Consider the following 24403-nt stretch of genomic DNA (forward strand, 5'->3'; position numbering starts at 1 on the left):
GTGAGCGGGACGGTGCGGCCGGACGGTTCAGCGGGCGGCGCGCGCGGGGCGGGGAAGGCGTTCGTACACCGTCAACCGCCGTCCGTGGACGCGGACATCGGCCACCGGGGTGAAGTACGCCAGCAGGACTCGCATCTTCATCCGGTCCTGCGCCGCCGTCAGGGGGCGGGCGATCCAGGGGACGTCGGTGACCAGCAGGATGCGGTCCCGCGCGAGCATCGCCGTACGGATGCGGGCCGGGGCCGCCTCCAGGCCCTTCAGCGTTCCGGAGCGCTCCGGGGTCTCGGTCAGCGCTATGTCGTGCAGGCCGGAGAAGGCGCCGGGGGAGACGGATTCCGTGTCGCGGCGGGCGGAGGGGATGAAGAGGACGGCGTTGCCGGGGCGCTTGAGCCGCTGGACGTCGGAGGCCACGGCCATGACGTCGTCGACCCGGCTCTTCGGCGAGCGCTCGGCGAGCGACTGCGGGATCAGCGCCACCGTCGCGAGGGCGACCGCCACGGGGACGATCCACGCGGACGCGCGCGGGAAACGGGGCCGGGCGGCGCGCACCGCGGCGCCGATCGCCGCGCCGATGAGCAGCGCGAGGCCCAGCATGCTGAAGAGCACATAGCGGTCGAGGAACAGCGGCTGGAACAACGACACGCAGACCAGGCCGAGTTGCGGCACCGCGAGCAACGGCAGCCCCACGGCGGCGGCGGACAGCCGGTCCGTACGGGGCCCGTCCGTACGAGGCGCGTCCGTGCGAGGCGCGTGCGCATGAGGCCCGTCCGTACGAGGCCCGTCCGTACGAGGAGCGTCGGACCGAGGTGGGGCGATACGAGGCGCGCCGGTACGAGGTGGGGCGATACGTAAGACGTCCGTACGGGCGCGGCCCGCGATACGGCGGCCGGACACCACCGCGCAGACGCCGCCGATCAGCACCAGCACCCCGGGCCCGATCAGCATATGCCAGGTCAGCGGCGGAATCCAGGACACCTGCGCCGACTGGCCCCGGCTGAAGAGGGCCAGCGGAGTGACGGCCAGGACGGCGACGGCGGAGGCGGCCGTCCAGGCGGCCCACGTACGACGGTCGGCGGCCCGGGACCAGAGCAGCGTGGCCAGGTGCGCGGGGAGGATCAGGAGCGAGAACCAGTTCAGCAGCCCGCAGACGAGGACGGCGCCGCCGTATCCCGCCCAGCGCCACGCGCGGCGGCGCGGTCCGCTGTCCTCCTGGAGCGCGGCGACCAGCAGCAGGGTCGACACCCCGGCCCCGGCGGCGACCAGCGCGTACGGCCGCCCCTCCTGGAGGTAGAACTGCACAGCGGGCAGCAGCCCGAACGCCAGCCCGCCCGCGAGGCCCGCGGCGGGACCGGCGAGCCGCCGCCCGATGAGCGCGACGCAGGTGGCCGCCACCGCGCCGGCCAGCACCGAAGGCAGCCGCAGCGTGGTCGTGTGGGGTCCGAACACGCTGAACAGGGCGTGCATCAGCAGGTAGTAGAGGCCGTGCACGACGTCCACGTGGTGCAGCATGCGCAGGATCTCGGGGGTCGACCGCCCGGCCACCTGCCAGGTGGCCGCCTCGTCACGCCAGACGGTGTGCTGCCGGGAGAGTCCCCAGAGGCCGAGGGCGAGAGTCCACAGCGGCGGAATCAGCCAGATCAGCATCGCCCGACTCGGTAAAGATGCCCGAGAGGCCGTGATGGTTGCTTTGAATCCCGAACGGCTTTGAATCGAACGGGATTTGCTGTCGGTGGACGTCAAAGAGGCACCCGAGGCAGTTTGTTGAATTGTGAACCGCCTGGAGGAAGCGTGATCGACACCCACTGATGGCGGTGACACGCATCCTACTCCGGCGCGCGCGGCGGACTTTCGGAACGTCATTTCTCCGCGCGCGCACCGCTCGAAATGGCCGTCGGTACGGTGGCCGGAACGTTGTTCGGCGCCGTGTTCGGCGCGTTGTTCGGTACGTTGTTCGGCGCGGCGGCCGATGCGGCGGTCGATGCGGGCGCGGGTACGGCCTGCCGGCGGGATGCCGGTGCGGCCCCTGCTCCCGGTGCGGCCCCTGCCCCCGGTGCGGCCCCCGCGCCCCTCCCCACCGCGAACACGTTGTCGCAGCGGTCCCGCACGCCCGCGTCGTGCGTGGCGATCACCACCGCGCACCCCGACCGGCTCAGCTCCCGCAGAATGTCCACCACCACAGCCGAGTTGGCGTCGTCGAGCGCGCCCGTCGGCTCGTCCGCCAGCACCAGCGCCGAGCGCTGGACGAGCACGCGCGCCAGCGCGACCCGCTGCTGCTCACCGCCGCTGAGGTGATGGACCGTCTCCTTGCCGCGCCCCGCCAGGCCGACCCGCTCCAGGGCCTCGGCGATCGCGGGCCCTGCCTTGCCGCGCAGCAACGGCCTCGGCCTGGCCGCGACTTCGAGATTCTGCTCGACGGTCTCGCTCTCGATGAGCGCGTAGTGCTGGAAGAGATATCCGAGGGTGTCACGGCGGAATTGCCGGATGTCGCGGCGGCCGAACCGCGTGATGTCCTTCCCCTCGTACCGGATGGCACCGGACGTCGGGCGGTCGAGCAGACCGAGGCAGTTGAGGAGGGTCGACTTTCCCGATCCGCTGGGACCGACGAGAGCCAGCATCTCGCCGCGCTCCACGGTGAGGTTGACGTTGTCCCACAACGTGCGGGAACCATAGGACTTCGAAAGACTCTCGGTCTCGATCAGCTTCGTCATGACAGGCACACTCCTGCTCGGTGGAGGAATTCCGTGGGCGCGGCCGGGCTCAGGTCCCGGTCGCGCCCTCCTTCACGATGCGGCGGTGGAAGTAGGCGAGGGCGAGCAGCACGGCGGCCAGTTCGAAGACGACCAGACCGCTGATGACACCGAGGTCGAGCGCGGTCAGCCGGGTCGGCTCGAAGGTCGCGGGCTCACCGGCGGCGGCCAACTGCCGCAGGTGCTGGCGCTGTTGCCACGCCTGGAACGGCACCCGGGTCGCGAAGATCACCGCGATGGCCACCTCGACGGCCAGGAGGAAGCGGTGCGAGGCGACGTACCGCCAGCCGCTGACGTGCTGGGCGAAGATGCTCTGCGCGTTCTTGCGGGCGTAGATGAGGCAGACGCCGACCGCGGCGATGAGGAGCACCATCGCGGCGATGACCAGGTTGAAGATCTGGACCCGGAGTTCGGTGAGCGCCTTCCTGAGGTCGAGGGCGGTCTTCTCGCCCACCGGACTCATGGAGTTCACGTAGTCCTGGAGGTGTTCCGCGCGGATGCCCGCGGTCACGTCGGCGGGGTCGGGGAAGACGACTCCGGCCTGTGTCGCGATGGCGGTGTAGGCGTCGTCGGTGAGGAAGCGCGATCCGTTGGGGACGACGATGACGACCGGGTCGCGCACCATGGAACGGTCCTCGGCCGCGTCGTGGCCCGAACGGTAGGAGTACTCACCGGTGTTGTAGCCGAAGACGCGCTGGCCGCCGCGGGTCGCCGAGACCTTCATGGGGACGCGCCCGGTGAGGTCGGGATCGATGATCGCCTCGGCGGCCTTGGTGATCGCGGGGGCGTCCGACGCGAGCGTGTCGGGGATCAGCAGCCGTACCGCGCGGGCGTCCGCGGCCGTCGCGCTCCCGGCCTGCGACGCGTAGCGCCGTCCCGCCGGGTCGACCATCGGCTGCCGTGCCAGATAGGTGTCGTTGACGACGAGGATCTCGCCGGAGGGCAGGTGCTCACCGGGCGCGGACATCTGGAGGTCCCGCCGCCCGGCCACGATCACCTCGCCCCGCGCGTCGGCTCTGCGCAGCCACGGCCCGACGTGCTGGTCCAACTGGTCCATGTGCATGGCGAATGCGCCGCTGAGCCGGATCGACACGGCGTCGCCGACCGCGCGGTACGCGTCCCGGTTGTCCTCACGGGTGAGAACGTCGCGGCTCGCGAGCGTGGCGTTGGTGGCGATGCTGAGCGCGAGCAGCAGCGCCGGGACACGGACCAGGTAGACGCTCAAGGACGCGGCTCGGGACGGGAGTTCGCCCTTGAGCGCGGGCAGGACGCCGACCTTGAACGTCAGCGCGAGCGCCGCCGCGTGCGCGGCCAGGACGACGGCGGCCAGCAGGACGGCGAGGACCGCGGCCACCGCGGCGAACAGGCCGAGCCACGCGAGGCCGTTGTAGAGGCCGAGGAAGGTGAGGACCGCGGCCGCGACGACGGCGGCCGACAGCGGCCAGAAGACCGCGAGCCGCCGCAGGTCGCGCAGCAGGATGCCGGTGAAGGACATGCCCTGCATGCGCAGTACGCCGTACGCCCGCGCGTTGAGCAGCACGCTCGCGCCGGTCATCGTCAGCGCCGCGAGGGCGACGACGTAGAAGGAACGGAAGAGCGAGTCGTTCTTGTACCGGTCGATCAACCCCCGTGCGGACAGCGGGTGGCTGACCTCGACCGTCATGCCGAGGTGCGTGAACTCCAGCCGCAGGGCGTCGGCGGCGCCCGCCGGCCCGAAGACGTAGTACGTGCCGCGCGGGTCGAGTTGGCCGACGTCGGCGAGCGGGTGCACGCGGGTGGTGAAGTTCTCGCTGAACGCCGGGTAGCCGTGGTCCAGCCACTTCGCGGTCCGCGTACCGGTGCCGCCGGGCGCGAGGTACAGGTGGCGGACCGTGTCGGGGTTCTTGAGGTCGGGCACCTCGCGCGCGACCCCGACCCCGTGCCGCGCCGCGAACGACTCGACGGCCTGGACGACGTGGGGCGCGCTCGTCGATCCGTCGGAGTCGAGCACGTCGACCATGGCGGAGTTGCCCAGCACCCCGTCCTCGTCGAGTCCGCGCACGAAGAGGAAGGCCAGGACGGCGGAGAAGGCCAGAAGGGCGGCGTGGACGACTCGAATACCGCGATGCAGCATGGTGATTCCTCGGTTGAGGGCGCTCGGGAATTCAGACGGGCGTGACGGCGTGAAGGCGACGTACGGTGTACCGGCTGTTCACGGCTTACGGCTTACCGCTTACGGCTACGGCTACGGCTACGGCTCACGGAGGGCGCGGGCGCGGGAGTGGCGAGCGGCCGTGGAGGCGGTGACGTCCCCGCCTCCACAACCGCGCCGGATCACCCGGCCGTTACCACCCGGCGGCTACCGCCCGACCGCTACCGCCCGACCGGTACCGCCCGGCCGGTCAGCCATGACCGGCCCCCTCGCTGACGGAGGGTCAGCAGGACGGGTTGTAGTAGTAGCTGACCGAGTTGCCGTTCAGCCCCGCGGAGGCCAGGGACCATACGCCCTTGGCCGTGCAGCCGCTGCCGAACACGACGGTGCCGATCTTCACCGACGACGCGTGCTTGTTCGTCGGGTGCTTGTAGTTCGACCACGCGGTGTTGGCGCCGTGGTCGTAGCTCCACTTGCCGCCGCCGACGTCGACCGAGGTGGCCAGGGCCGGCGTGGCGGCGGCGAAGCTGAGGGCGACAGCGGCGACGGCGACCTTAATTCCGGTTTTCTTGTTCATGAATGAACTCCGCTTTCTCGTGGGCTTGATCGGACGAGGCAGAACCCTGGCACACATTCAGTTGCACTGGCAACCATGAAATTGCGCTCCGGGAATTGCCTGTCGCGGGCGGGTCGGAACGGTCCGCCCATGCCTGAATCCACCGGCGTCAGCGGGCGGCGACGGCGGTGGTCGGCAGGCGAATGGGAAGTAGGAATTCCGCACCACGCGATGTCCGGCCGCGGGCCGGATTTCGGGCGGTACGGGGTACGTGGACGCCCGGCGCGGGCGGCCGGGCGCCGGTGCGGACGGCGACGCGTCAGGCGGTCGCCACTGCGGGCCCGTACCGTCTCACGTGCTGCGCTGCGCCGATGGGCGGTCTTCTGATCCCACGCATGTGTGCTCCCCCGTGCCGGTGCCGGGTGGTCCGCGGCAACCCGGCCGACGATAGGCGCGGATCCGGCCGACCTCGAATCCCGTACCGAGGCTTGGCGCGTTCTCGGCGGTATGCGGCTTGAATCAGATCCGGGAAACGGCCCTCCGGCGCGGAATTCCGGATTCAACTTGATTCACGCTGCAAGTAAGGTGCGGCATTCCGTTTTCCGCGAAGTACGGCTATCCGGAACGGCGTTGCGGGAATGTGAGACCGCTCCCGCGAAACGCATTCGGAATCCTCACGGCGCGCTGTGTCGCGGGGGACGAGGCGGGCGGCCTCAGGGCAGGAGGCGGGCGAAGACGACGATGTTGTCGAGGTAGGTGTGGCCGGTGAAACGGCCGCCGCAGGTGATCAGGCGGAGTTGGGGGTCGGGGCGCGGGGCGTAGACGGCCTCGGTGGGGAACGCGTCCTTGGCGTAGCTCCGGACGGACGTCACCTGGAAGCGGACGGTCCGGTTGTCGTCGAGGGTGACGCGGATGACGTCGTTGACCCGCAGGAGTGAGAGACGGGAGAAGACGGCGGGGCCGCCGGGGGAGTCGACGTGGCCGACGAGCACGGCGGGGCCGGGGGCACCGGGGACCGGGCCCGCGTCGAACCAGCCCGCCCGGCTCGGCCGCGAGGGGGTGTCCAGGGCGCCGGAAGGGGTCAGGCCGAGCGGTTCGAGCGGGGTGTCGACGTCGATGGCCGGGATGGCGAGCGCGCGGGGCCGGGCGGCGGTCGCCTCCGTCGGGGCCACGGGCCGGCTGACGACCCGGCCCGGCTCCGGGGCGACCGCCCCGACGGCGGCGCGCGCGTGGCCGGAGCCCGGCCGCGTCCCCAGATTCGCGGCGAGGCCGACGGCGCCGCCCGCGACCGTCACCGCTCCGAGGACGGCGAGCGCCCCGGCCGCTCCCCGATGACGCGGCCGGGGCCGTGCGTGTCGCGGCGCCATGACGCCGCTCAGCCGCGCCGCAGTCGGCGTACCGACAGCACCAGCAGGCCGGAGCCGATGACCAAGGCGGCTCCCCAGCCAACCAGTTGGGGCGTACGGGAGCCTTCGGCCGCCGCCTTCCGCTGGTCGAGACCGCCGAAGCCCGCGTCCACGCCGCCGTGGGGCTGACGGCTCGGCCCCGCGGAGTCGGTGAGGTCGAGCAGGCCGGGCGCGGAGCCGGTGGAGGACAGGACGACCAGCGTGTGCGTGCTGCGGCCGGTCAGTTGGACGGTACGGGAGGTCGTCGCGGCCCCGGCCGAGACCCGTACGGTCGTGCTGCCCGCGGACACCGTGCGGTACGGGGTCGAGGCGGGGAAGCGCAGCGAACCCTGGTTCAGCGCGGCCACGTGGACCGCGACGGCGGGCTGGCTCAGCGACGCCTGGATGACCCGTACCGCGGCCTGGCCCTGCGGGGCCGACAACTGGTCGGAGAGCGTGCGCAGTTGCAGCGCCGAGTTCGGGCCGAGCCCGGCGACGGTGTACGCGCGGCCCTGCACGACCCGCACGGTCGAGGAGATGACCGGCGACACCGACGCCGGGTCGCCCGCCTTGCGCATCGCGACCGTGTACTGGCCGGTGGCGACCGACTCGTACGGCGAAGCGTGCCCGTACGACACGCTCTTGAGCACCATCGCGGCCTTCGATCCGCCGAAGGGGTAGAGGTAGACGTCCACCGGCGGCGTACCGGGCGAGAAGTGCGCCAGCCGCAGCCAGCCGCCGGACCAGGCGGGAGCCGCCGACGCACCGGCCGCGGCCGGGCCCGCCAGCACCGCGGCGCTGAGCGTGAGAACGGCGGCGGCGCCGAGCGCGGCGGCCCGCGCTGAGGATCTGGACGACGGTCTGGACGACGATCCGGTGCGCGCGGTCGCCCGCGGGAAAAGCCTCATGCGAAGTCCTTCTGACGGGCGGATGCGCCGATTGGTCCGGCGTTCAGGGGCGGGGGCGTGGTCGGGGGCGGGGGCGCGGTCTGGGCCTGCGTCGGTGCGGGGCGGGGCCGGGCCGTCTGACGGGCGGGTGTGCCGGTCGGCTCGGGGTTCGGGGGCGGGTTCGGGGTCGGGGCCTGTGTCGGGGCGGCTCGGGGCCGGGCCGCCCAACGGGGTGGGCCGGTCGGCTCGGCGTTCACGGTCGAGCCGGGGGCCGGTACGGGGTCGGCTTCGGCGTTCACGGTCGAGGTCCGGGTTCGGGCCGGGCCCGGAGGGCTGCCCGTGCGGGGGCGATGCGGCGTTCACGACGGCGAGTTGGCGCTGACGAGGCCGTCGGGCGCGGGCTGGTCGTACAGCACGGTCAGGACGGCGGGGGTTCCGGCGCCGCCGGTACGCGCCGCGGTCCGCAGCGGCCGGTAGGGCGGCTGCTGGGCGTCGACGAGGGCGCGCAGCGCGGCGGCCTGCGGTCCGCTCCCCGTGGCCGGGACGCCGTCCACGCGCGAGATCGCCACGCCGCCGCGCGGGACGTCGGCACCGGCGCCGGGCGCGGGCGCGTCGAAGGACGCGACGGTGAGGGTGTGACCGCTGCTGAGGACGGCGAGCAACGCGCAGACGCGCAGGTCGACATGACCACTCGTCAGCAGCGCGCGCGTGCCGCCCTGGAAGGTGATCCGCTGGTTGGCGGCGAGCGCCGCCCCCGAGAAGCGCCGCTCCGCGCGGTCCGCGGCGGCCACGCGCTCGTACGCCGTACGCCCGGCGTGGGCGATCGGCAGCACCTCGGCGCGCTGCGCGTCGGCTGCCGCGTCCGTCCCGCTGCCGCTGCCGGGCCCGTCACCCGCCTCGTCACCCGCCCCGGCCCCGTCACCCTCACCCCCGCCGAACACGGCGAGCGGCTGCGGGCCGGTCAGATCCCGTAGCGCGTCCCCCGCCATCGCGCGCAACGGGCCGGTGACGACGGCGACATCGGCTCCGAGCAGCTGCTGCGGAGAGGAGGTGACGGTGAGCGTGGAGCCCGCGGGGAAGCCGTGCGACACGAGCGCGGCGCAGACGGCGACGTCGCAGGCGACGACGTGGGTGGGGCCGATGTGCCCGGCCACCCAGGTCGCGACGGCGTCGCGGATCGGCGGCGGCGTGGACGGGGAGACCGACGCGGAAGACGACGCGGACGACGACCCGGACGACGACCCGGACGCGGACGCGTTCGGATCGACGGCCGCCGTCGGCCGGTCGGAGCCCTCGGTCCCGGACCCGGTCCCGGAGCCGCCGCGGTCGCGCAGGACGACCACGGCCGCCGCGGACACCACCGCCAGGACGAGCACGGTGACCGCGAGCGCCCGGCCCCGGTGCCGCCGGGCGGCCTGTTCGCCGGGCGCGGCCGGCGCCTTCGGCCTCAGCCCGAGGTGGCGCCGGACGAAGGACCGCAGGGTGTTCCAGTAGATCCGGAGCCAGGACGGCTCGTCGGGGCCGCCGGGTCTGGGAGGTTCACCAGGCCCCGACGGCCCCCCGCCCCCGGACGGTCCCGCGGCCTTCCCCTCCCGGGCCGCGGGTTCGAGCCCCGGCACCAGGCCGGGCGGCAGGCCGAGCGCCGGTCCCGGCGGCCGTGGCCGCCGTACCGGTGTGCGGGGCTCGAAGAAGTTCTGCGACATGGACCGCTCACGGGTTGGAAGGGGAACGGCGCCCGCGCGGCGGTGACGACCGCCGCCCGGACGACCGGGACCGGGGCGTCACGGGCTGGTGCCCGCTTCCGCGAAATCGGCCTCCCCCCTGAGGAAGCCGACTCCGCAGCGCCTCGGAGCGAAAGGAATCCAGCCCGAATATCAGCACACTTGAACGAAACTGACAAGCCCTCTCACTTTCCGTTCAATCTCGGACACGGAGTGAATCCCGAATATGCCAGATGCGATCAAACATGCTGGTCAGCGCGGCGAGAGTGGTGATGATCATTACGGTGATCCTTTTACTCGCGAGTAATTCACTCACGCACCACAAAGCTCATCGGGAGCGTCCCGATATTCGGGCACGACAAATTCCGGACGCGGGCTGAATGGGCAGAAATTCAGCAGATCCCGCGGTCCGGAAACGACACCTCCACAGCTCAGTGGAGGTAAGCGGCAGGCCCGGTCCTTCCCGTACGACGACCACACGGAGACGCTCTCCTGCCCCGTATTCGGAGCCGCTCCGGCCGCGGATGGGTCGCCGGCCAGGATCAGTCGGGGAGCACGACGGTTCACCGTGCGGCGGCGATCAGGGCCCGCCCGATGTCGGCCTCCGGCTCGCTCGCGGCGGTGACCGGCCGGTCTGGACGCCGTGTACGGCCAGGAACACCGTGTCCGCCGCCTGTGCCTGCGCCTCCACGAGATCCGGGCCTCCACGCTCGCCGACGAGGGCGTGGCCCTCGGCGCCCTGCGCCTGGCCCTGGACGAGGTCGACCACCGCCTGTTCGGTACGGGCCTGTCCGCCCCCCTTCCGCCGCGCCGCCACTGACCCCCGGAACCCCGGCTCGTGTTGGTCCGAGCCGGGGTCCCCCCGGAGGTCTCGCGCGCCGAAGGTCAGACGCGGTCGGCGACGATCATCAGGTACTGGAAGCTGCCGTTCTTGTACGCGGTCAGGAAGGCGTCCTCGACTCCGGTGACCAAGTGGTCGGCGGATTTGCGCAGTTCCCAGTACGGGATGGTCGCGGCCGTCAGGTCCTCGACGTGGGTGGGCACCAGCCGGTGCTTGGCCATCGCCTGGAAGTACGCCGAGCGCGGGTGGATGTCGCAGATGTAGTGGGCGTTGATCAGGGACACCTCGCGGGACGCACGCCCGTACGTGTCGTTGTAGCAGCCGGTGATGACGACGTAGCGACCGCCGCGGCGCAGCAGCCGGGCGTGCTCGGCGAAGAGCAGGTCCAACTCCACGTACATCGTCGACTCGTTGTTCCACGACGCGGCGTAACCGCCGGTCTGGAAGCCGGTGTCGAGCATGTTGCGGTGGTGGTAGCGGACCTTGCCGTCGATACCGCGCGCCCGCGCCTGCTCATTGGCGAAGTCGGCCTGCTTGGTGGAGAGCGTGACGCCGTCGGCGTGGCACTGGTAGCGCAGATTCGCGGTGACGCTGCCGCCGCCGCGCCCGCAACCGGCGTCGAAGACCCGGTCCTCGGGGCTCAGCGGGCCCAGGTGCTTGGCGAGGAGTTCGGCCTGGGCGTGTTCGAGCCGGTGCAGTTCCGTGGTGATCAGATCCCGGCGCCTGGCGGGGTCCGTCTCGTCGAGTACGGACCAGTCCACGTCGCCGACACCGTAGTGGTGGTGGTACAGGTCGTCGATCCTGCCGAGTTCGAGGTTGACCGGATTCTGTTCGGCGTTCCAGTAGTCCGCGACGCGGGTCTGGTACGTGGACTGGGCCGGAACCGGTGCCTTGGCGACGCCGGGGTGCGAAATGGTCAACGCTGACTCCTCTTGGTACTGGGATCGGTCATCGTGCCGTGGAGCGGGTGAAGCAGCCTGCGCCTACCAGTAGTTGGGCAGGCGGTATCGGTGGGTGTTGGTCGCGTGCCATTCGTGGTTGCCGGCCACCCAGTCCGACAGCCCGCGTGCGTACCGCGCGACCAGCGGTGACGTCGCCGACGCGGCGGCGGCCTCCTCCTCGAAGGAGCCCATGATCCGGTTGTGGATCTCGACGCTCTCCAGATAGGCCGCCTTGAGTCCGCATCCCTCGTTTGCGGCCACGACCTGCGGCAGATTGAGGTGCGTCGGGTCGCCTTCCAGCTCCTTGGTGAAGGAGTAGAGGTCGTTGACGATGGTCGTCGCGTTGCAGGCCAGCGCCGTGATCCGCTGGATCTCCGGCCGCGCGTAGACGGCCTCGGGCAGCTCGTACCCGTCGACCGCGTCGATGATCGACAGGCAGGGGCGGAAGTTGTTGAACTGCCGCATCACCAGGTATTCCCACACCTGCGGGACGAAACGCTTCTCCGCCCAGGCCGCTTCGGCGAGATAGCCCAGGTGCAGCCGGGCGATGTCGTGCATGAAGCGGGTGGTCTGGCTCGGGGTGGCGAACTCCGCGTAGTCCCTCATCGCCCAGTGGTACGAGCGCAGGGGCCCGTCCGCCTGCATGCCGAGCCGCCACTGTGCCTCGGACTCGGGCGTGCCGTGGTGCGGGTCGATCGCCGACTGGGCCATGAGCAGCGGCCCGCCGAGGCCCTGGTGGGAACCGCCTCTTCCTTCCTCCTCCTCGCAGTAGCAGGAGTCCACCAGGTTCTCGGCGAGCAGCAACTCGCCCGCGACGGTGAGCCGTTCGAGGTCGGCGGCGCCCGGATGCTGGAGCACCACGGCCCGGCCGAACTGGAATCCCGCGAAGTCCCCGTTCCACGCGGGCGGGAACAGGTCGAGGCCGCGCGCCCACTCCTCGAGCCGCCGGTCCACCTCGTCGACCTTCGCCTGGTCCACGGGCGGCGCGGGCTGGTACCTGAGACCGGGAACGGCCCCGGTGCGCCGGGCCTTGAGCGTCCGGGTGAGATTCTGCGGACCGGGCAGTTGCCGGGGGACGGTGGGGGTGACGGTGGCCACCGTGGTGGCCGCCGCCCGCGACACGTCCGTGTCCGGGGGCGCGCCCGTCGCGTGGTCCACGCTCGGCCCGGTCACTCGACGGTCCTGCCGAGCTGGACGTTCTCCAGGATGCCGACCGCGTCGGGCACGAGGATCGCCATCGAGTAGTAGGCGGTGACCAGATAGCTGATGACCGCCGTCGTGCTCACCCCCATGCGGCGCATGTTCAGGCCCGGTTGGAGCTGATCCGGCAGCGCGGTCGGGAGCAGGCCGACCACGCCCTGGTCGTCCTCACCGGTACGCAGCGCGATGATGCTGCTGGTGTGGTGCGCGGTGACCGGGATCTTGCCGCAGGGCAGCAGCGGCACACCGCGCCAGGCGGGCACCGCGTGCCCGTTGACGTCGGCGAGGCCCGGCATCAGACCGCGCTTGCTCACCTGGCGGAAGAAGGCGGTGATCGCCTTCGGGTGGGCGATGAGGAAGCGGGTGCCGCGCCGCATGGACAGCAGTTCGTCCAGGTCGTCCGGTGTCGGCGGCCCGCTGAAGGTGCTGATCCGCTGGTCGTACTCGGTGTTGTGCAGCAGCCCGAAGTCACGGTTGTTGACCAGCTCCCACTCCTGGCGCTCGCGGATCTCCTCGATGGTCAGCTTGAGCTGCTGCTGGGTCTGGTCCATCGGGTCGTTGTAGAGGTCCCCGACCCTGCTGTGCACGCGCAGCGTGGTCTGGGTCAGCGACAACTCGTACTCGCGCGGGGCCAGTTCGTAGTCCACGTAGCCGCTGGGGATCGACGGCTCGCCGCGGTGCCCCGCCTGCGTCGGGACGTCCGCCTCGCCGCGCCGGTTCGTCGGCCGCCGCTGCCGCTCGGCGTACGCGGCCAGGTGCGCGGCGAAGGAGGGGACGCGGTCGGCGACTTCGGCGACGACGGTCCAGGGGACGGTGAGCAGGACGGCCGCGGTGTCGGCCCGCGCCGAGGACGTCCACCGCGGCTCGTCCTGGCCGATGGCCTCGTCCCCCAACTGGCCCCCGTCGGTGACGACTCCGGTGACCGCCTCCTCCCCGTACCTGCCCTCGGTGTACCGGGTCAGCCGTCCGTGGACGACGAGGTAGGTCTCGGTGATCGGCTGCCCTGCCGTGAACAGCGTGTCTCCGGCGCGCACTTGGCGGACCTCGTAGCGGCCGGCCAGTTCCCGCAGCACGTCGGTGTCCTGGTAGCCGCGCAGCGCCGGGAGTTCGGTCAGCGTCTCCGGGATCACCCGGACGTCGTCGGCGCCGTTCTGGTCGAAGCTCACCCTGCCCTGGCCGACGTGGAGTTGGAGCCTGCGGTTGACGCGGTAGGTGCCGCTCGGGACGTCCACCCAGGGCAGCATCCTGAGCAGCCAGCGCGAGCTGATCCCGCGCATCTGCGGTTCTGACTTGGTGGTGGTGGCGAGTTGCCGCGCCCCCAGGGTGCTGAGGCTGGTGAGCCGCGCGCCGTCGCCGGGTGCGGCGGGCGGCGGCTCGTCGGTCGTGGGGCTGATGGTGCTTTCCGAAGCGGGCACTTTGCCTCCGGGACGGGGAACAGAGCTGTGCGCACAGGCCGGTCGCGGACCGGACGGCCCGCGGGACCGAACGGCCCCGGGACCGGACGGCCCCGGGACCGGACGGCCCACCGCACGGGAACCAGCGAAACAGCCCGGGGCGCCGTCCCGGTACGGCGCGCGGGGGGCGACTTCGCGCCGCGAGTGGTGCAAACCTTCCGGCCGAGGCGGGAAGGGGCGCGCGCCCCCGCGATCACCTCAGCCCGCCGCCACAACCCCGCCGCCAGGCGTTTTCCCCACCCTTCACGGGTTCGGGTGATCCCCCCGTCACAAGGTTTCACCCCGGCGCGCCCCCTGCCCGCGCGCCGTTCGCGGGAGGCGGGAAGGGCCCCCGAGGGACACGTCTCAGACGGTGTGGACCGTGACTCCGGCCGCCGCGAGGGCTTCCGTCTCCTCGGCGGGGGCCGCGCCGTCCGTGACGACGGCGTCGAGGGCGGTCGGCGCGGCGACGAACGCCAGCGCCGTACGGGAGAACTTGGCCGCGTCGGCGACGGCGATGACCCTGCGGGCGGCGGAGATCGCGGCGCGCTTGACGGCGGCGTCGGCGAGGTCGTAGGCGGTCAGGCCGTCGGCCGCGGTCAGGCCGCAGCAGCCGATGACGGCGGTGTCGAAGCGCAGGGAGGCGAGCGACGCCTCGGTGAGCGGTCCGGTGAGGGCGAGTTCGCCGGGGCGGGGCTCGCCTCCCGGCAGCAGCAGCTTGACGTGGGCGGCGCCGGTGAGGGCGTTGGCCGCGTGGAGGGACAGCGGCATGACGGTCAGGCGCCGGTGTTCCAGGGCGCGCGCGACCTCAAGACATGTGGTGCCGCTGTCGAGCACGACGGACTCGCCGTCGGTGAGCATCTGCGCGACGGCGGCGGCGATCCGCCGCTTCGCGTCGCTCCCGTCCTGCGCGCGCAGCGCGAACGGCGGCTCCTCGCCGCGCAGCAGCAGGCTCCGGGCGCCGCCCCGGTAGCGCTCGATGACGCCCTGCTCGGCCAGCGCCTCCAGATCGCGGCGGATCGTCATCTCGGAGGTGTCGGTGAGTTCCGCCAGGTCCGCGACGCTCATCCGGCCCGCCTCGCGCACGGCCTCCGCGATCCGCCGCAGCCGTTCCGCCGCCCCGGCGTGCGCCGCGCCGCCCGTTCCCTCAGTACCGCCCGCCGTACTCGCCATGACGCAATCGAACACCCGAGATGTTCGGATTGCAACTTTACAAACAGAGAATCTGTTCGTTACGTTCGAACCATGGAGAGATCCCTGCGGGCCGGACGGCTGGCCACCTTCGCCTTCTTCGCTCTCAACGGCTTCGTCCTGGGCATGTGGATCGTGCACATTCCCGCCATCGAACACCGCGTGGGCATCAGCCACGCCGTGCTCGGCTGGCTCCTTCTGCTGCTCGGCGGGGGCGCCTTCATCGGCATGCAGCTCGCCGGGCCCCTCACCGACCGGATCGGCTCCCGCAAGGTCGTACCCGCGAGCGCCACGCTGTGCGCCGCGGCCGTCGTCCTGCCGGGCCTGGCCACCAACCCGTGGGCGCTGGCCGCCGCCCTGTTCGTCTTCGGCTTCGGCAACGGCTCCCTCGACGTCAGCATGAACACCCACGCCGTCCAGGTCGAGCACGGATACGCCCGGCCCATCATGTCCGCCTTCCACGCCGTCTTCTCGGTCGGCGGCGTCATCGCCTCCCTGCTCGGCGCGCTCACCTTGAAGCTCGGCTGGAGCCCGGCGGTCACCCTCGGCGCCGCGGCCCTGGTCGGCCTCGCCGTCATGGCCCTGGCCGCCCCGGCGCTGCTCCCCAAGGAAGTGGCCGAGCGGGCGGACGCGAGCGCGGCCACGGATACGGCCACGGGCGCGGCGACAGATACGGCCACGGCCACGGATACGCCCAAGGCGGCGGCCAAGTCCGCGCGCAAGACCCCCTCCCGTATCTGGATCCTCGCCGCCCTCGCCCTGATGCTCATGCTCAGCGAAGGCGTCGCCAACGACTGGAGCGTGCTCCACCTGCGCGACGTCCTCGACGCCCCGCAGGCCACCGCCGCCCTCGCGTACGGCGCGTTCGCCACCGCGATGACCGTCGGCCGCTTCCTGACCGACTCGGTCGCCGCCCGCGTCGGCACGGTCGCGGTCCTGCGGTACGGCTCCGCCCTCGGCGCCGTCGGTCTCGCCACGGCCGCGCTGTCCAACAGCGTCCCGCTGGCCCTCATCGGCTGGACGGTCTTCGGTATCGGCCTGTCCGGCTGCATCCCGCAGCTCTTCAGCGCCGCCGGCCACGCGGACAAGGACGCGGCGGGCGCCAACGTCTCCCGCGTGGCGGGCCTCGGCTACCTCGGCATGCTCGCGGGCCCGGCCGTCATCGGCCCGCTCACCCACTTCATGCCGCTGAACGCCACCTTCGCCCTGCCGGTCGCCTTCTGTGTCATCGCGAGCGTCGCGGCGGGCACCCTGAAGCCGGACGCGGAGCCTGACGCGGCGGTCGAGCCGGACGCAGCGGTCGAGACAGGCGCGGCGGCCGAGACGGACACGATGACGGAGACGGACGCCGCCAGTGCGCCGCACGGGGCCTGAGTGTCAGGCGGGGCTGACGAGCCCCCTGCGTTCTTGGACACGATCCGGTCACAATGAGCTGCCCCGCAAAGCGACATCAAATCGGGCATAGAGGACCGATTTAAGTCGTCTTGTTTGCGCTGCGTGTGACCTCGGGTAGGCGGCGACGCGGAGTCGGAAGGTTCGGCTCCGCTCTGTCCCCTGCCCCGAAAGGCCACCGTGACACAGCTCGTCGTCGAGCACGTAAGCAAGATCTTCGGCAGAAGGCCGAAGGAAGGAGTACGTCGGCTTCAGGAAGGCGCCGACCGCGAGAAACTGAGGGAGGAAGGGACGACCGCTGCGGTCGTCGACGCCTCCTTCACCGTGGAACCCGGCGAGATATTCGTCGTGATGGGCCTGTCGGGATCGGGCAAGTCCACCCTGCTGCGCATGCTGAACGGTCTGCTGGAGCCCACCTCGGGCAGGGTGCTGTTCGACGGGCGGGACCTCACGGCCCTGTCCGCGAAGGCCCTGCGCGACCTGCGCTCCCGCAGGATCAGCATGGTCTTCCAGCACTTCGCGCTCTTCCCGCACCGCAGCGTGCTGGAGAACGCCGCCTACGGCCTCGAAGTCCAGGGCCGCCCGCGCGAGGAGCGCGAGGCCAAGGCCGCCGAGGCGCTGGCGATGACCGGCCTCAGCGGCTGGGAGAAGTCCTGGCCCGACGAGCTGTCCGGCGGTATGCAGCAGCGCGTCGGCCTGGCCCGCGCGCTGGCCACCGACGCCGAACTGCTGCTGATGGACGAGTCGTTCTCCGCGCTGGACCCGCTCATCCGCCGCGACATGCAGGACCAGCTCCTCGAACTCCAGCAGCGGCTGCGCAAGACCATCGTCTTCATCACCCACGACCTGAACGAGGCCATGCGGCTCGGCGACCGTATCGCCGTCATGCGCGACGGCCGGATCGTCCAGATCGGCACCGCGCAGGACATCCTCACCGAACCGGCCGACGACTACGTGGCCAGCTTCGTGCAGGACGTCGACCGCTCCCGTGTGCTCACCGCCGCCTCGATCATGGAGGAACCGCGCGTGATGGTCAGCCCGGACGACGGGCCGCGCGCCGCGATGAGTGTCCTGCGCGACGACCACGCGTCCGCCGCCTTCGTCGTCGAGGGCGGGGCCGAGGGCGGTCGCAAGCTGGTCGGCACCGTCACCGAGGTCAGCTGCACGCAGGCTGACAACGATGGCACCGTGCGCGACCTCATGGACACCGACTGCGTGACGACCCAGGCCGACACCCCGCTGTCCGGCCTGCTCACGCCCGCCTCGCGGACGAAGCTGCCGCTGGCCGTCGTGGACGACGACGGGCGGCTCACCGGAGTGATCCCGCGCGTGGCGCTGCTCGCGGCGCTCGGCGACCACGAGGACGAGACCGCGCCCGAATCCGGGACCGTCGGTTCCGCGCCCGGAGCCGGGACCGTAGAAGCCGGGACCGTCGAATCCGGGTCCTTCGAAGGGAAGGAGGCCGCCCGTGCCTAGGATTCACCTCGGTAACTGGGCGGAGGACGCCGTCAATTGGCTGACGGACCACCTCTCCTGGCTCTTCGACGCGATCAGCAGCGTCGTCAACCACATGTACGACGGCGTGGAATGGGTGCTCGGCGGCCCGCCGCCGCTGCTCATGGCGGCCATCCTCGCGGTGATCGCGCTGTGGATGCGCGGCCTCCCGGCGGGCGTACTCGCCTTCCTCGGCTTCGCGTTGATCGACTCCATCGCGCAGTGGGACGAGGCGATGCAGTCGCTGTCCCTGGTCGTCGTCTCCGGTGTCGTGGCCCTGCTGCTCGCGGTGCCGCTGGGCATCTGGGCGGCACGCAGCCGGACCGCGAGCATGGTCGTCCGGCCGGTGCTCGACGTCATGCAGACGCTGCCCGCCTTCGTGTACCTGATCCCGGCGATCATCTTCTTCAGCCTCGGCACGGTCCCGGCCGTCATCGCCTGCATCGTCTTCGCGATGCCGGTCGGCGTCCGGATGACCGAGCTGGGCATCCGGCAGGTGGACGAGGAACTGGTCGAGGCCGCCGACGCGTTCGGTACGTCGCCGGGCCGCACGCTGATGCGCGTGCAGTTGCCGCTGGCGCTGCCGACCATCATGGCGGGCGTCAACCAGGTCATCATGCTGACGCTGTCGATGGTCGTCATCGGCGGCATGGTCGGCGCCGAAGGGCTCGGCTCGACCGTCTTCGGCGCGATCAGCCAGGTCAACATCGGCCTCGGCTTCGAGGGCGGCATCGCGGTGGTCATCCTGGCCATCTACCTCGACCGGATCACCGGCGCGCTCGGCGACCAGGTCTCGCCGCTGGGCCGCCGCGCCCTGGCGCTGGCCCGCGCGAAGCTCCCGACGCGCGGCCTGAGCGTGCTGCGCTACCGCCCGCGCCCCGCCGTCGGCCTGTCCGCCGTCGTCGCGCTCGCCCTGATCGCCTGCGGCACCGGCATCTTCGGCGGCGACTCCGACGACGGCCCCGCGACGGCCGGTTCGGCGGACGTCGGCAAGGGCCGGACGGTCAAGATCGGCTCCTTCAACTGGGACGAGTCCATCGCGTCGGCCAACCTGTGGAAGGAAGTCCTGGACTCGCGCGGCTACAAGGCCCAGGTCAACACCTACGACCCCGGCGCCGCCTTCACCGGCCTGTCCACCGGCAACTTCGACTACCTCACCGACGCCTGGCTGCCCACCACGCACGCGTCCTACCTCCAGCAGTACGGCAAGGACTACGCCGACCTCGGCAAGTGGTACGACCAGACGTCCCTGGAGGTCTCCGTCCCGTCCTACGTCAAGGGCGTCTCGTCCATGGCCGATCTCAAGGGCCGGGGCAAGGAGTTCGGCGGCAAGATCATCGGCATCGAGCCGGGCGCGGGCGAGATGAAGCTGCTCAACTCCACGGTGCTCAAGGGCTACGGCCTCGACAGCGAGTACAAGGTCGTCAGCAGCTCCACCTCCGCCATGCTCGCCGAGCTGAAGCGGGACTACGCGCAGCACAAGCCGGTCGCCGTCGTCCTGTGGTCCCCGCACTGGGCCTACAGCACGTACGAGCTGACCAAGCTCGCCGACCCCAAGGGCCTGTGGGGCAAGGCGGACTCCATCCACAATCTGGCCAACAAGGGCCGGGCGGACAAGCTGCCGCAGGTCACCGCCTGGATGAAGGACTTCCACCTCACCGAGGAGCAGCTCAGCTCCCTGGAGGCCGACATCCAGTCCGCCGGCCAGGACAACACGGCGGCGGGCGTCAAGAAGTGGCTCGCGAAGAATCCGGGGATCGCCGACAAGATGGCGCCGGTGACCGCCACCGGCTGACCCCCCGTCAAGCCGACGACGCGGAAGAGGGGTTCGCGGAATCCGTACCGCATCGCGCCCGGACAGCCGGGGGCGCTCCGGCCGGGCGCCGAGCCGGTCGACCGCGCGGACGGCCCGGCGGGACGACCGTACGGGTACTCCGCTGTCCACCGAACCGTGGACGGGGAGTCCGCGGGGTCGTCCCGCCGGGCCGTCAACACACCCTAGGGAAGCGCCAGATGGACGAACGCGCCGTCGTGGTGGATCAACGGCCGGGCGGGGGAGGGCGCGTGGGTGGCCTCGACGACCCGGCCGATGGCCAGGGCGTGGTCGCCGACCGGCACGAGCTGGACGAGGGAGACGATCAGCGCGGCGAGGACGTCGTCCAGCACGGGCAGGCCGCGCGGCCCCCGGTGCCAGGCGGTGGCCGCCCCGAATTTCGCGGCCCCGCCGTGGGCGAAGCGCCGGGCGGTGTCCTCCTGGCCCTCGGCGAGCAGGTGGACGGCGACATGGCGGGCGCTCTCCACGGCGGTGAAGGACGCCGCGTGCAGGCCGACGGTGAAGGAGACCAGCGGCGGGTCGAGGGAGACCGACGTCAGCGAGGTGGCGCAGAAGCCGACCGGCGGCCCGGCGTCCTCGCCCGCGGTGATGACGGCGACGCCCTTCGCGTGCTGCCGCATCACCGCCCGGTAGAGGCCGGGCCCCACACCTGCCTCCAACTCCGTTACGGAGGCGGGCGCCTCGGCGGACGCGGTCACGCCGCGCCCTCCCGGCCGCTCGGTACCGACTCCCGGCCGCCCGCTGCCGACTCCCCGTCGCCCGGCACGAACTCCCGCATCCGCTCGGCGATCTCCTCCACGAAGGGCGACGCCTCGCCCTCCCCGTAGGCCGCCAGGTGGTCGCGCCAGTCGGCGAAGGCGCCGTCCGTCTCGCCGAGCGCGAGGCGTACGGCGCCGCGCCGGTAGAGCAGGTCGGGGTCCTCGTCGGCGAGCGCCGGGATCGCGATGTCCAGGTCGGCCAGGGCCCGTTCGTACGCGCCCAGGTCGTACAGCGCCAGCGCCCGGTTGCCGCGCAGCACCGGGTCGTCGGCCAGTTCGATCGCGTGGTCCAGATCGTCCACGGCCTCCGGCAGCCGCCCGGCGGAGTACGAGAGCACGGCCCGGTTGACCCAGGCGGCCACGAACGACGGGTCGGACTCCAGGGCGGCGGTGAAACTGGTGAAGGCCGCGTCGACCTGCTCGGACTCGGCGAGCAGAGTCCCCTGCGCGCACAGCAGGTTGGCGTTCTTGGAGTCCAGCGCTAGGCCCGCCTCGACGTCCGCCGTCGCCTGCTCGATCTCCCCGAGCGCCATGAGCAGGTCGGCCCGGTTGACGAGGGTGTCGACGTGGCCGGGGTCGAGGATCGCCGCATAGTCCAGATCGCGCAGCGCGGCTTCCTCGTCGCCCAACTCCCGCAGCAGATCGGCCCGGTTGAAGTGCGCCTCGTGGAACGGCGGGCTGAGCCGGATCGCCTCGGCGTAGTCGGCGAGCGCCGCGTCGAACTGCCCGTTGGCGCGCCGCCCTCCGGCCCGCTCGAAGTAGTAGTCGCCGTAGTCGGGGTCGCGGCTGATCACCAGGTCGTAGTCGGCGAGCGAGCCCTCGTGGTCGCCGCGCGCGGCCAGGATCTGCGCGCGGTTGTAGCGCAGCACCGAGCGGTGCAGAAGCTGCTCGTCCGGGCCGAGATCCTCGTCCGTCATCGCGATGGCGTCGTTGACCAGCGCCAGCGCCGCGTCCAGGTCGGCGCGGTGCAGCTCGACCAGCGCCTTCGCGTTCCGCATGAAGGCGCCCACGAAGACCCGGCGGTGCGGGTCCGGGTTCCAGTCCGCGATGGCGATCGCGGTGTTGACCCACTCCAGCGCCCGCATCTCGTCGTGCATGCCCTTGGGCAGGTGGCGGGTGTAGAGCATCGCCATCATGTAGCAGCTATTCATGTGGATCTCGGGCTCGGTGCTGCCCGACCGCAGCTCGGCGAAGTACGAGAAGCCCTTCTCGCCGCGCCGCAGATACGACAGGCACGCGCCGATCTTGTTGGTGAGGTTCCAGTACGGCTTGGGCCGCGCGTCGCCGAACAGCGCCCGCCCGCGCTGCGAGATCTCCAGCGCCGCCTCGTAGAAGCCGCTGTCGAAGCAGGACTCGCAGGCGTCCACGAAGGCGGTGCCCGCCCCGGCCGCCGGGTCGGTGCCGTGCTCCAGGTGGTACAGGTGCGCGCCCAACGACACACCCGGCTCGGCGCGTTCGGCCAGCAGCTCCGCGCGGGCGCTGTGCCGGGCGGCCCGCTCGGCCGGGTCCAACGCCTCGTAGGCGGCGATCAGTCGCGGGTCCTTGCTGGTGCCGTCCGCGTCGATGAAGAGCTGCGCGAGATCGGCGCCCTCCAGGCGCTCGTCCAGGTGCTCGTCCGGCAGCTCGGCAGGCCGCTCGTCCGGCAGCTCGTCCGGGGTCCCGGCCGCTTCCGGCGCGGCCCGGTCGGCGTACGTGCGCAGCGCCTGCCCCAACTCGTCGTCGGCGAGACCGTCCGTCTCCACCACCAGCCGCAGGACGGTCGGGTCGCAGCGCCGCAGCAGGACGGAGACCAGCTCACGGTCGGTGGGGTCGGCGTCGTCCAGCTCACGGAAGCGGATCACCGTACCACCGGGGCGGACGGTACGCGCCCAGTCCGTCAGCAGCTCGGCGACGCCGTGCGAGACGCGCAGCGTACGGGCGACGGAGTAGAAGCGGGTGCGCTCGGCGCGGCTGGCGAGTGCGGTCAGCGTCTGCGGCGCGATCGGCACCCGGGGTGCCAGGTCGGGTGCGAGCGAGATCACCTCGGTGGCCCGCGCGGCGATGAACTCGTCGTGCTCGCCCGCCAGTTCGGGGATCACCGCGCGCAGCAGGGCCCCGCCCCCGGTGTACGGGCCCCGCAGCCGGCGGTGACAGCGCACGTCGATGTCGGGCTCGGGCGCGGGCGGGAGGTCGCCGTACGTGACGGAACCGGCCGGGTCGGCGGGGTCGGCGGCGGTGCAGGTGGCGGCGACCCAGCAGTGCCGAGGCGGGGACGAGGTCATGAAGTGCTCCTTGTGGTCCTGGAGTTCCTGGGAGTTCCTGAGGTTCGTGGGGTTCATGCGAGCTGAGCGGGGCGAGCGAACAAAGCGGGGTGAGCGAACAAAGCGGGGGAAGCGAGCCAAGCGCTCCAAGAGGAAAGGCGTGCTTTAAGCGACGCCTGCGATTTCCGGCTCCTGGCCGTTCGGGCCCTGCTCCTCTTCCCGTTCCGAATCCCCACGGGATTCCTTCGCGGCGCGCCGGTCCCGTACTGTCACGTAAAGCAGCAGCCCGAACTGGAGTGCGGTGAGGCCGACGAAGCTGATCGCGTCGAGAATCCCGCTGGTGGCCGTCCCGGAATCGCTGAAGCGGTTGTTGATCTGCGACCAGAAGTGCACGGTGGTCGGAATCCCCGCCCACAGCAGGCTGCCGAGCGAGAATCCGTAACCGACCACCAGCATCGGCGCGTACCAGCGCGCCATCCGCCGGTCGCGGTCGGACCATTCGGCGTCGGGGTCGGCCACCGGGGGCGGCCTGCGCGTCCAGCGGCGGAAGAGCGTACGCACCTGGAAGCGGGCGGCGTTCTGGAGGTCGGAGCAGCGCAGGGCGTTGGTGAGGACGTAGTAGAGGTCGGTCTCCAGGTAGAACATGAACTGCCACAGCAGCCGCATCACACACGTGAAGGAGATCGCCAGCATCAGGGCGGAGATCCACGCGGGGCCGTGTCCGCGCAGCGCCACGGCCAGCAGCGTCAGGCCCGAGATCAGCACGGCGTCGGCCAGCATCCCGGCCACGAACGGCAGATAGCGCCGCTTGCGCTCCACGCTGAACAGCGAGTCCAGCCGGGTCTCGGCGACCAGGTAGTACAGCCGGCGGCTGATCGTGAGCGTGGACGGCAGCCCCAACCGCCGCCCGGACAGGGCGTGATAGCCCTCGTGCACGAGGATGCAGGGGATCTGAACGACCGTCAGGGCAATGGGGATCAGCGCGAGATGGTCGGTGAAGAACACGTCGTGGTACGAGGGCCGCAGCGACGAGTCCCTGATCATCCAGGCGGCGGCGGTCACCATCAGCGCGAGGTAGACCAGCCAGGCGGGCCAGGAGAACGTCCAGGCGCCGAGCCGCTGCCATCGCACCGGGCCGGCCGGCTCGTCCTCGCCGTCCCCGCGCAGGAACCCCAGATCGGCCAGGACGTCGAGGAAGTCGTCCACGTCCAGCGGCTCGCCGCAGGTCCGTTCGTACCAGGCGGCCACCTCGGCCACCGGCACCCCGGCCTCCAGCATCCGCAGCGCCTCAGCGCCCTCCTCGGGGAAGACGGCGTACGAGGCGGTGTCCGGACGGCCGACCATCACGCCGTCGTCCTCGGGGATCATCGTGAGCTTGTGCAGCAGGACCGCGCCCCCGCCGCCGTCCGGCGCGGTCGTGGTGCCGTCCGACGAGGTCACGGTCATGCGGGGTGCCTCTCTACGGGGAAGTCGGTGACCGGAGCCGGTCACCGGAGCCGGGGCCTGCGCGAAGTGGTCAACAGGGCCCGGCTCCGGCGGTGTTGCTAGAGGGCCGAGCAGCAGTAGTACGCGGAGCTGGTCAGGCGGATGGTGCCGGCCTTGCGGATCGACATCTTCTTCATGGGGTTTCCTCCTCCCGGTTCCGTCGAGCG

Annotated in this window: 18 protein-coding genes; 4 read left to right on the forward strand and 14 right to left on the reverse strand. The window is 71.7% G+C overall.

The window, feature by feature from the left end; genetic code table 11:
* Positions 1–27: 27 nt before the first annotated feature.
* From ACIP4Z_RS19995 to ACIP4Z_RS20025, 7 genes are all read right to left on the reverse strand, one after another.
* Positions 28–1644, reverse strand: coding sequence for a glycosyltransferase family 39 protein (locus tag ACIP4Z_RS19995; RefSeq protein ID WP_401309784.1), 1617 nt, complete (start codon positions 1642–1644; stop codon positions 28–30).
* 212 nt (positions 1645–1856) lie between these two features.
* Positions 1857–2708 (reverse strand): ABC transporter ATP-binding protein, encoded by an 852-nt coding sequence (locus ACIP4Z_RS20000; protein ID WP_401309786.1) that lies wholly within the window; start codon positions 2706–2708, stop codon positions 1857–1859.
* 49 nt (positions 2709–2757) lie between these two features.
* A complete protein-coding gene (locus ACIP4Z_RS20005) occupies positions 2758–4860 on the reverse strand; it encodes a hypothetical protein (RefSeq protein ID WP_401309789.1) in 2103 nt (700 codons plus the stop codon).
* A gap of 301 nt (positions 4861–5161) precedes the next feature.
* Positions 5162–5455, reverse strand: coding sequence for a lactococcin 972 family bacteriocin (locus ACIP4Z_RS20010; protein WP_355336333.1), 294 nt, complete (start codon positions 5453–5455; stop codon positions 5162–5164).
* A gap of 692 nt (positions 5456–6147) precedes the next feature.
* Positions 6148–6801 carry a class F sortase gene (locus ACIP4Z_RS20015; RefSeq protein WP_401309793.1) on the reverse strand — a complete coding sequence of 218 codons (654 nt, stop codon included), beginning with the start codon at positions 6799–6801 and terminating at the stop codon, positions 6148–6150.
* A gap of 8 nt (positions 6802–6809) precedes the next feature.
* Positions 6810–7727: a DUF4397 domain-containing protein gene (locus ACIP4Z_RS20020; protein ID WP_401309796.1), complete on the reverse strand. Its 918-nt coding sequence runs from the start codon at positions 7725–7727 to the stop codon at positions 6810–6812.
* 338 nt (positions 7728–8065) lie between these two features.
* On the reverse strand, positions 8066–9409 hold the full coding sequence (locus ACIP4Z_RS20025) for a hypothetical protein (protein WP_401309799.1): 1344 nt from the start codon (positions 9407–9409) through the stop codon (positions 8066–8068).
* Between the two features lie 661 nt (positions 9410–10070).
* Between ACIP4Z_RS20025 and ACIP4Z_RS20030 the strand changes: the two genes are divergently transcribed.
* Positions 10071–10247 carry a hypothetical protein gene (locus ACIP4Z_RS20030; RefSeq protein ID WP_401309802.1) on the forward strand — a complete coding sequence of 59 codons (177 nt, stop codon included), beginning with the start codon at positions 10071–10073 and terminating at the stop codon, positions 10245–10247.
* A 65-nt stretch (positions 10248–10312) separates the two neighbouring features.
* Here ACIP4Z_RS20030 and ACIP4Z_RS20035 read toward each other — a convergent pair whose 3' ends face one another.
* From ACIP4Z_RS20035 to ACIP4Z_RS20050, 4 genes are all read right to left on the reverse strand, one after another.
* Complete coding sequence (locus ACIP4Z_RS20035; RefSeq protein WP_355336343.1) at positions 10313–11188, reverse strand: geranyl diphosphate 2-C-methyltransferase; 876 nt, start codon at positions 11186–11188, stop codon at positions 10313–10315.
* Between the two features lie 63 nt (positions 11189–11251).
* Positions 11252–12307 (reverse strand): family 2 encapsulin nanocompartment cargo protein terpene cyclase, encoded by a 1056-nt coding sequence (locus ACIP4Z_RS20040; protein WP_401310128.1) that lies wholly within the window; start codon positions 12305–12307, stop codon positions 11252–11254.
* A 71-nt stretch (positions 12308–12378) separates the two neighbouring features.
* Entirely contained in the window at positions 12379–13824 is a 1446-nt protein-coding gene (locus ACIP4Z_RS20045) for a family 2B encapsulin nanocompartment shell protein (protein ID WP_401309805.1), read from the reverse strand.
* Positions 13825–14208: 384 nt separating this feature from the next.
* Positions 14209–15015 carry a DeoR/GlpR family DNA-binding transcription regulator gene (locus ACIP4Z_RS20050; protein ID WP_355336345.1) on the reverse strand — a complete coding sequence of 269 codons (807 nt, stop codon included), beginning with the start codon at positions 15013–15015 and terminating at the stop codon, positions 14209–14211.
* A gap of 72 nt (positions 15016–15087) precedes the next feature.
* Between ACIP4Z_RS20050 and ACIP4Z_RS20055 the strand changes: the two genes are divergently transcribed.
* The 3 genes from ACIP4Z_RS20055 to ACIP4Z_RS20065 all read left to right on the forward strand — a co-directional run bounded on the left by ACIP4Z_RS20055 (position 15088) and on the right by ACIP4Z_RS20065 (position 19714).
* On the forward strand, positions 15088–16407 hold the full coding sequence (locus tag ACIP4Z_RS20055) for an MFS transporter (RefSeq protein ID WP_401309808.1): 1320 nt from the start codon (positions 15088–15090) through the stop codon (positions 16405–16407).
* A gap of 198 nt (positions 16408–16605) precedes the next feature.
* A complete protein-coding gene (locus ACIP4Z_RS20060; RefSeq protein ID WP_401309811.1) occupies positions 16606–17901 on the forward strand; it encodes a glycine betaine/L-proline ABC transporter ATP-binding protein in 1296 nt (431 codons plus the stop codon).
* Positions 17894–19714 carry a glycine betaine ABC transporter substrate-binding protein gene (locus ACIP4Z_RS20065; RefSeq protein WP_391162545.1) on the forward strand — a complete coding sequence of 607 codons (1821 nt, stop codon included), beginning with the start codon at positions 17894–17896 and terminating at the stop codon, positions 19712–19714. The genes ACIP4Z_RS20060 and ACIP4Z_RS20065 overlap by 8 nt, the downstream gene beginning before the upstream one ends.
* A 203-nt stretch (positions 19715–19917) precedes the next feature.
* On the opposite strand, the gene ACIP4Z_RS20070 is transcribed toward ACIP4Z_RS20065, so the two are convergent.
* The 3 genes from ACIP4Z_RS20070 to ACIP4Z_RS20080 all read right to left on the reverse strand — a co-directional run bounded on the left by ACIP4Z_RS20070 (position 19918) and on the right by ACIP4Z_RS20080 (position 24197).
* The gene (locus ACIP4Z_RS20070; RefSeq protein WP_355336440.1) at positions 19918–20373 is read right to left on the reverse strand and encodes a flavin reductase family protein; all 456 of its coding nucleotides are present in this window, start codon (positions 20371–20373) and stop codon (positions 19918–19920) included.
* 74 nt (positions 20374–20447) lie between these two features.
* The gene (locus tag ACIP4Z_RS20075; protein WP_401309815.1) at positions 20448–22829 is read right to left on the reverse strand and encodes a tetratricopeptide repeat protein; all 2382 of its coding nucleotides are present in this window, start codon (positions 22827–22829) and stop codon (positions 20448–20450) included.
* A gap of 87 nt (positions 22830–22916) precedes the next feature.
* The gene (locus ACIP4Z_RS20080; protein ID WP_391042920.1) at positions 22917–24197 is read right to left on the reverse strand and encodes a hypothetical protein; all 1281 of its coding nucleotides are present in this window, start codon (positions 24195–24197) and stop codon (positions 22917–22919) included.
* Between the last annotated feature and the right edge of the window lie 206 nt (positions 24198–24403).

Source organism: Streptomyces sp. NPDC088910, from assembly GCF_044749865.1.
Classification (GTDB): Bacteria; Actinomycetota; Actinomycetes; order Streptomycetales; family Streptomycetaceae; genus Actinacidiphila.

Excerpts from the sequence above, each read along its gene's own strand:
- ACIP4Z_RS20080 (WP_391042920.1), bottom strand. The coding sequence starts at position 24,197 with ATGACCGTGACCTCGTCGGACGGCACCACGACCGCGCCGGACGGCGGC.
- ACIP4Z_RS20020 (WP_401309796.1), bottom strand. The coding sequence starts at position 7,727 with ATGAGGCTTTTCCCGCGGGCGACCGCGCGCACCGGATCGTCGTCCAGA.
- ACIP4Z_RS20050 (WP_355336345.1), bottom strand. The coding sequence starts at position 15,015 with ATGGCGAGTACGGCGGGCGGTACTGAGGGAACGGGCGGCGCGGCGCAC.
- ACIP4Z_RS19995 (WP_401309784.1), bottom strand. The coding sequence starts at position 1,644 with ATGCTGATCTGGCTGATTCCGCCGCTGTGGACTCTCGCCCTCGGCCTC.
- ACIP4Z_RS20000 (WP_401309786.1), bottom strand. The coding sequence starts at position 2,708 with ATGACGAAGCTGATCGAGACCGAGAGTCTTTCGAAGTCCTATGGTTCC.
- ACIP4Z_RS20075 (WP_401309815.1), bottom strand. The coding sequence starts at position 22,829 with ATGAACCCCACGAACCTCAGGAACTCCCAGGAACTCCAGGACCACAAG.
- ACIP4Z_RS20055 (WP_401309808.1), top strand. The coding sequence starts at position 15,088 with ATGGAGAGATCCCTGCGGGCCGGACGGCTGGCCACCTTCGCCTTCTTC.
- ACIP4Z_RS20015 (WP_401309793.1), bottom strand. The coding sequence starts at position 6,801 with ATGGCGCCGCGACACGCACGGCCCCGGCCGCGTCATCGGGGAGCGGCC.
- ACIP4Z_RS20070 (WP_355336440.1), bottom strand. The coding sequence starts at position 20,373 with ATGCGGCAGCACGCGAAGGGCGTCGCCGTCATCACCGCGGGCGAGGAC.
- ACIP4Z_RS20010 (WP_355336333.1), bottom strand. The coding sequence starts at position 5,455 with ATGAACAAGAAAACCGGAATTAAGGTCGCCGTCGCCGCTGTCGCCCTC.
- ACIP4Z_RS20005 (WP_401309789.1), bottom strand. The coding sequence starts at position 4,860 with ATGCTGCATCGCGGTATTCGAGTCGTCCACGCCGCCCTTCTGGCCTTC.
- ACIP4Z_RS20025 (WP_401309799.1), bottom strand. The coding sequence starts at position 9,409 with ATGTCGCAGAACTTCTTCGAGCCCCGCACACCGGTACGGCGGCCACGG.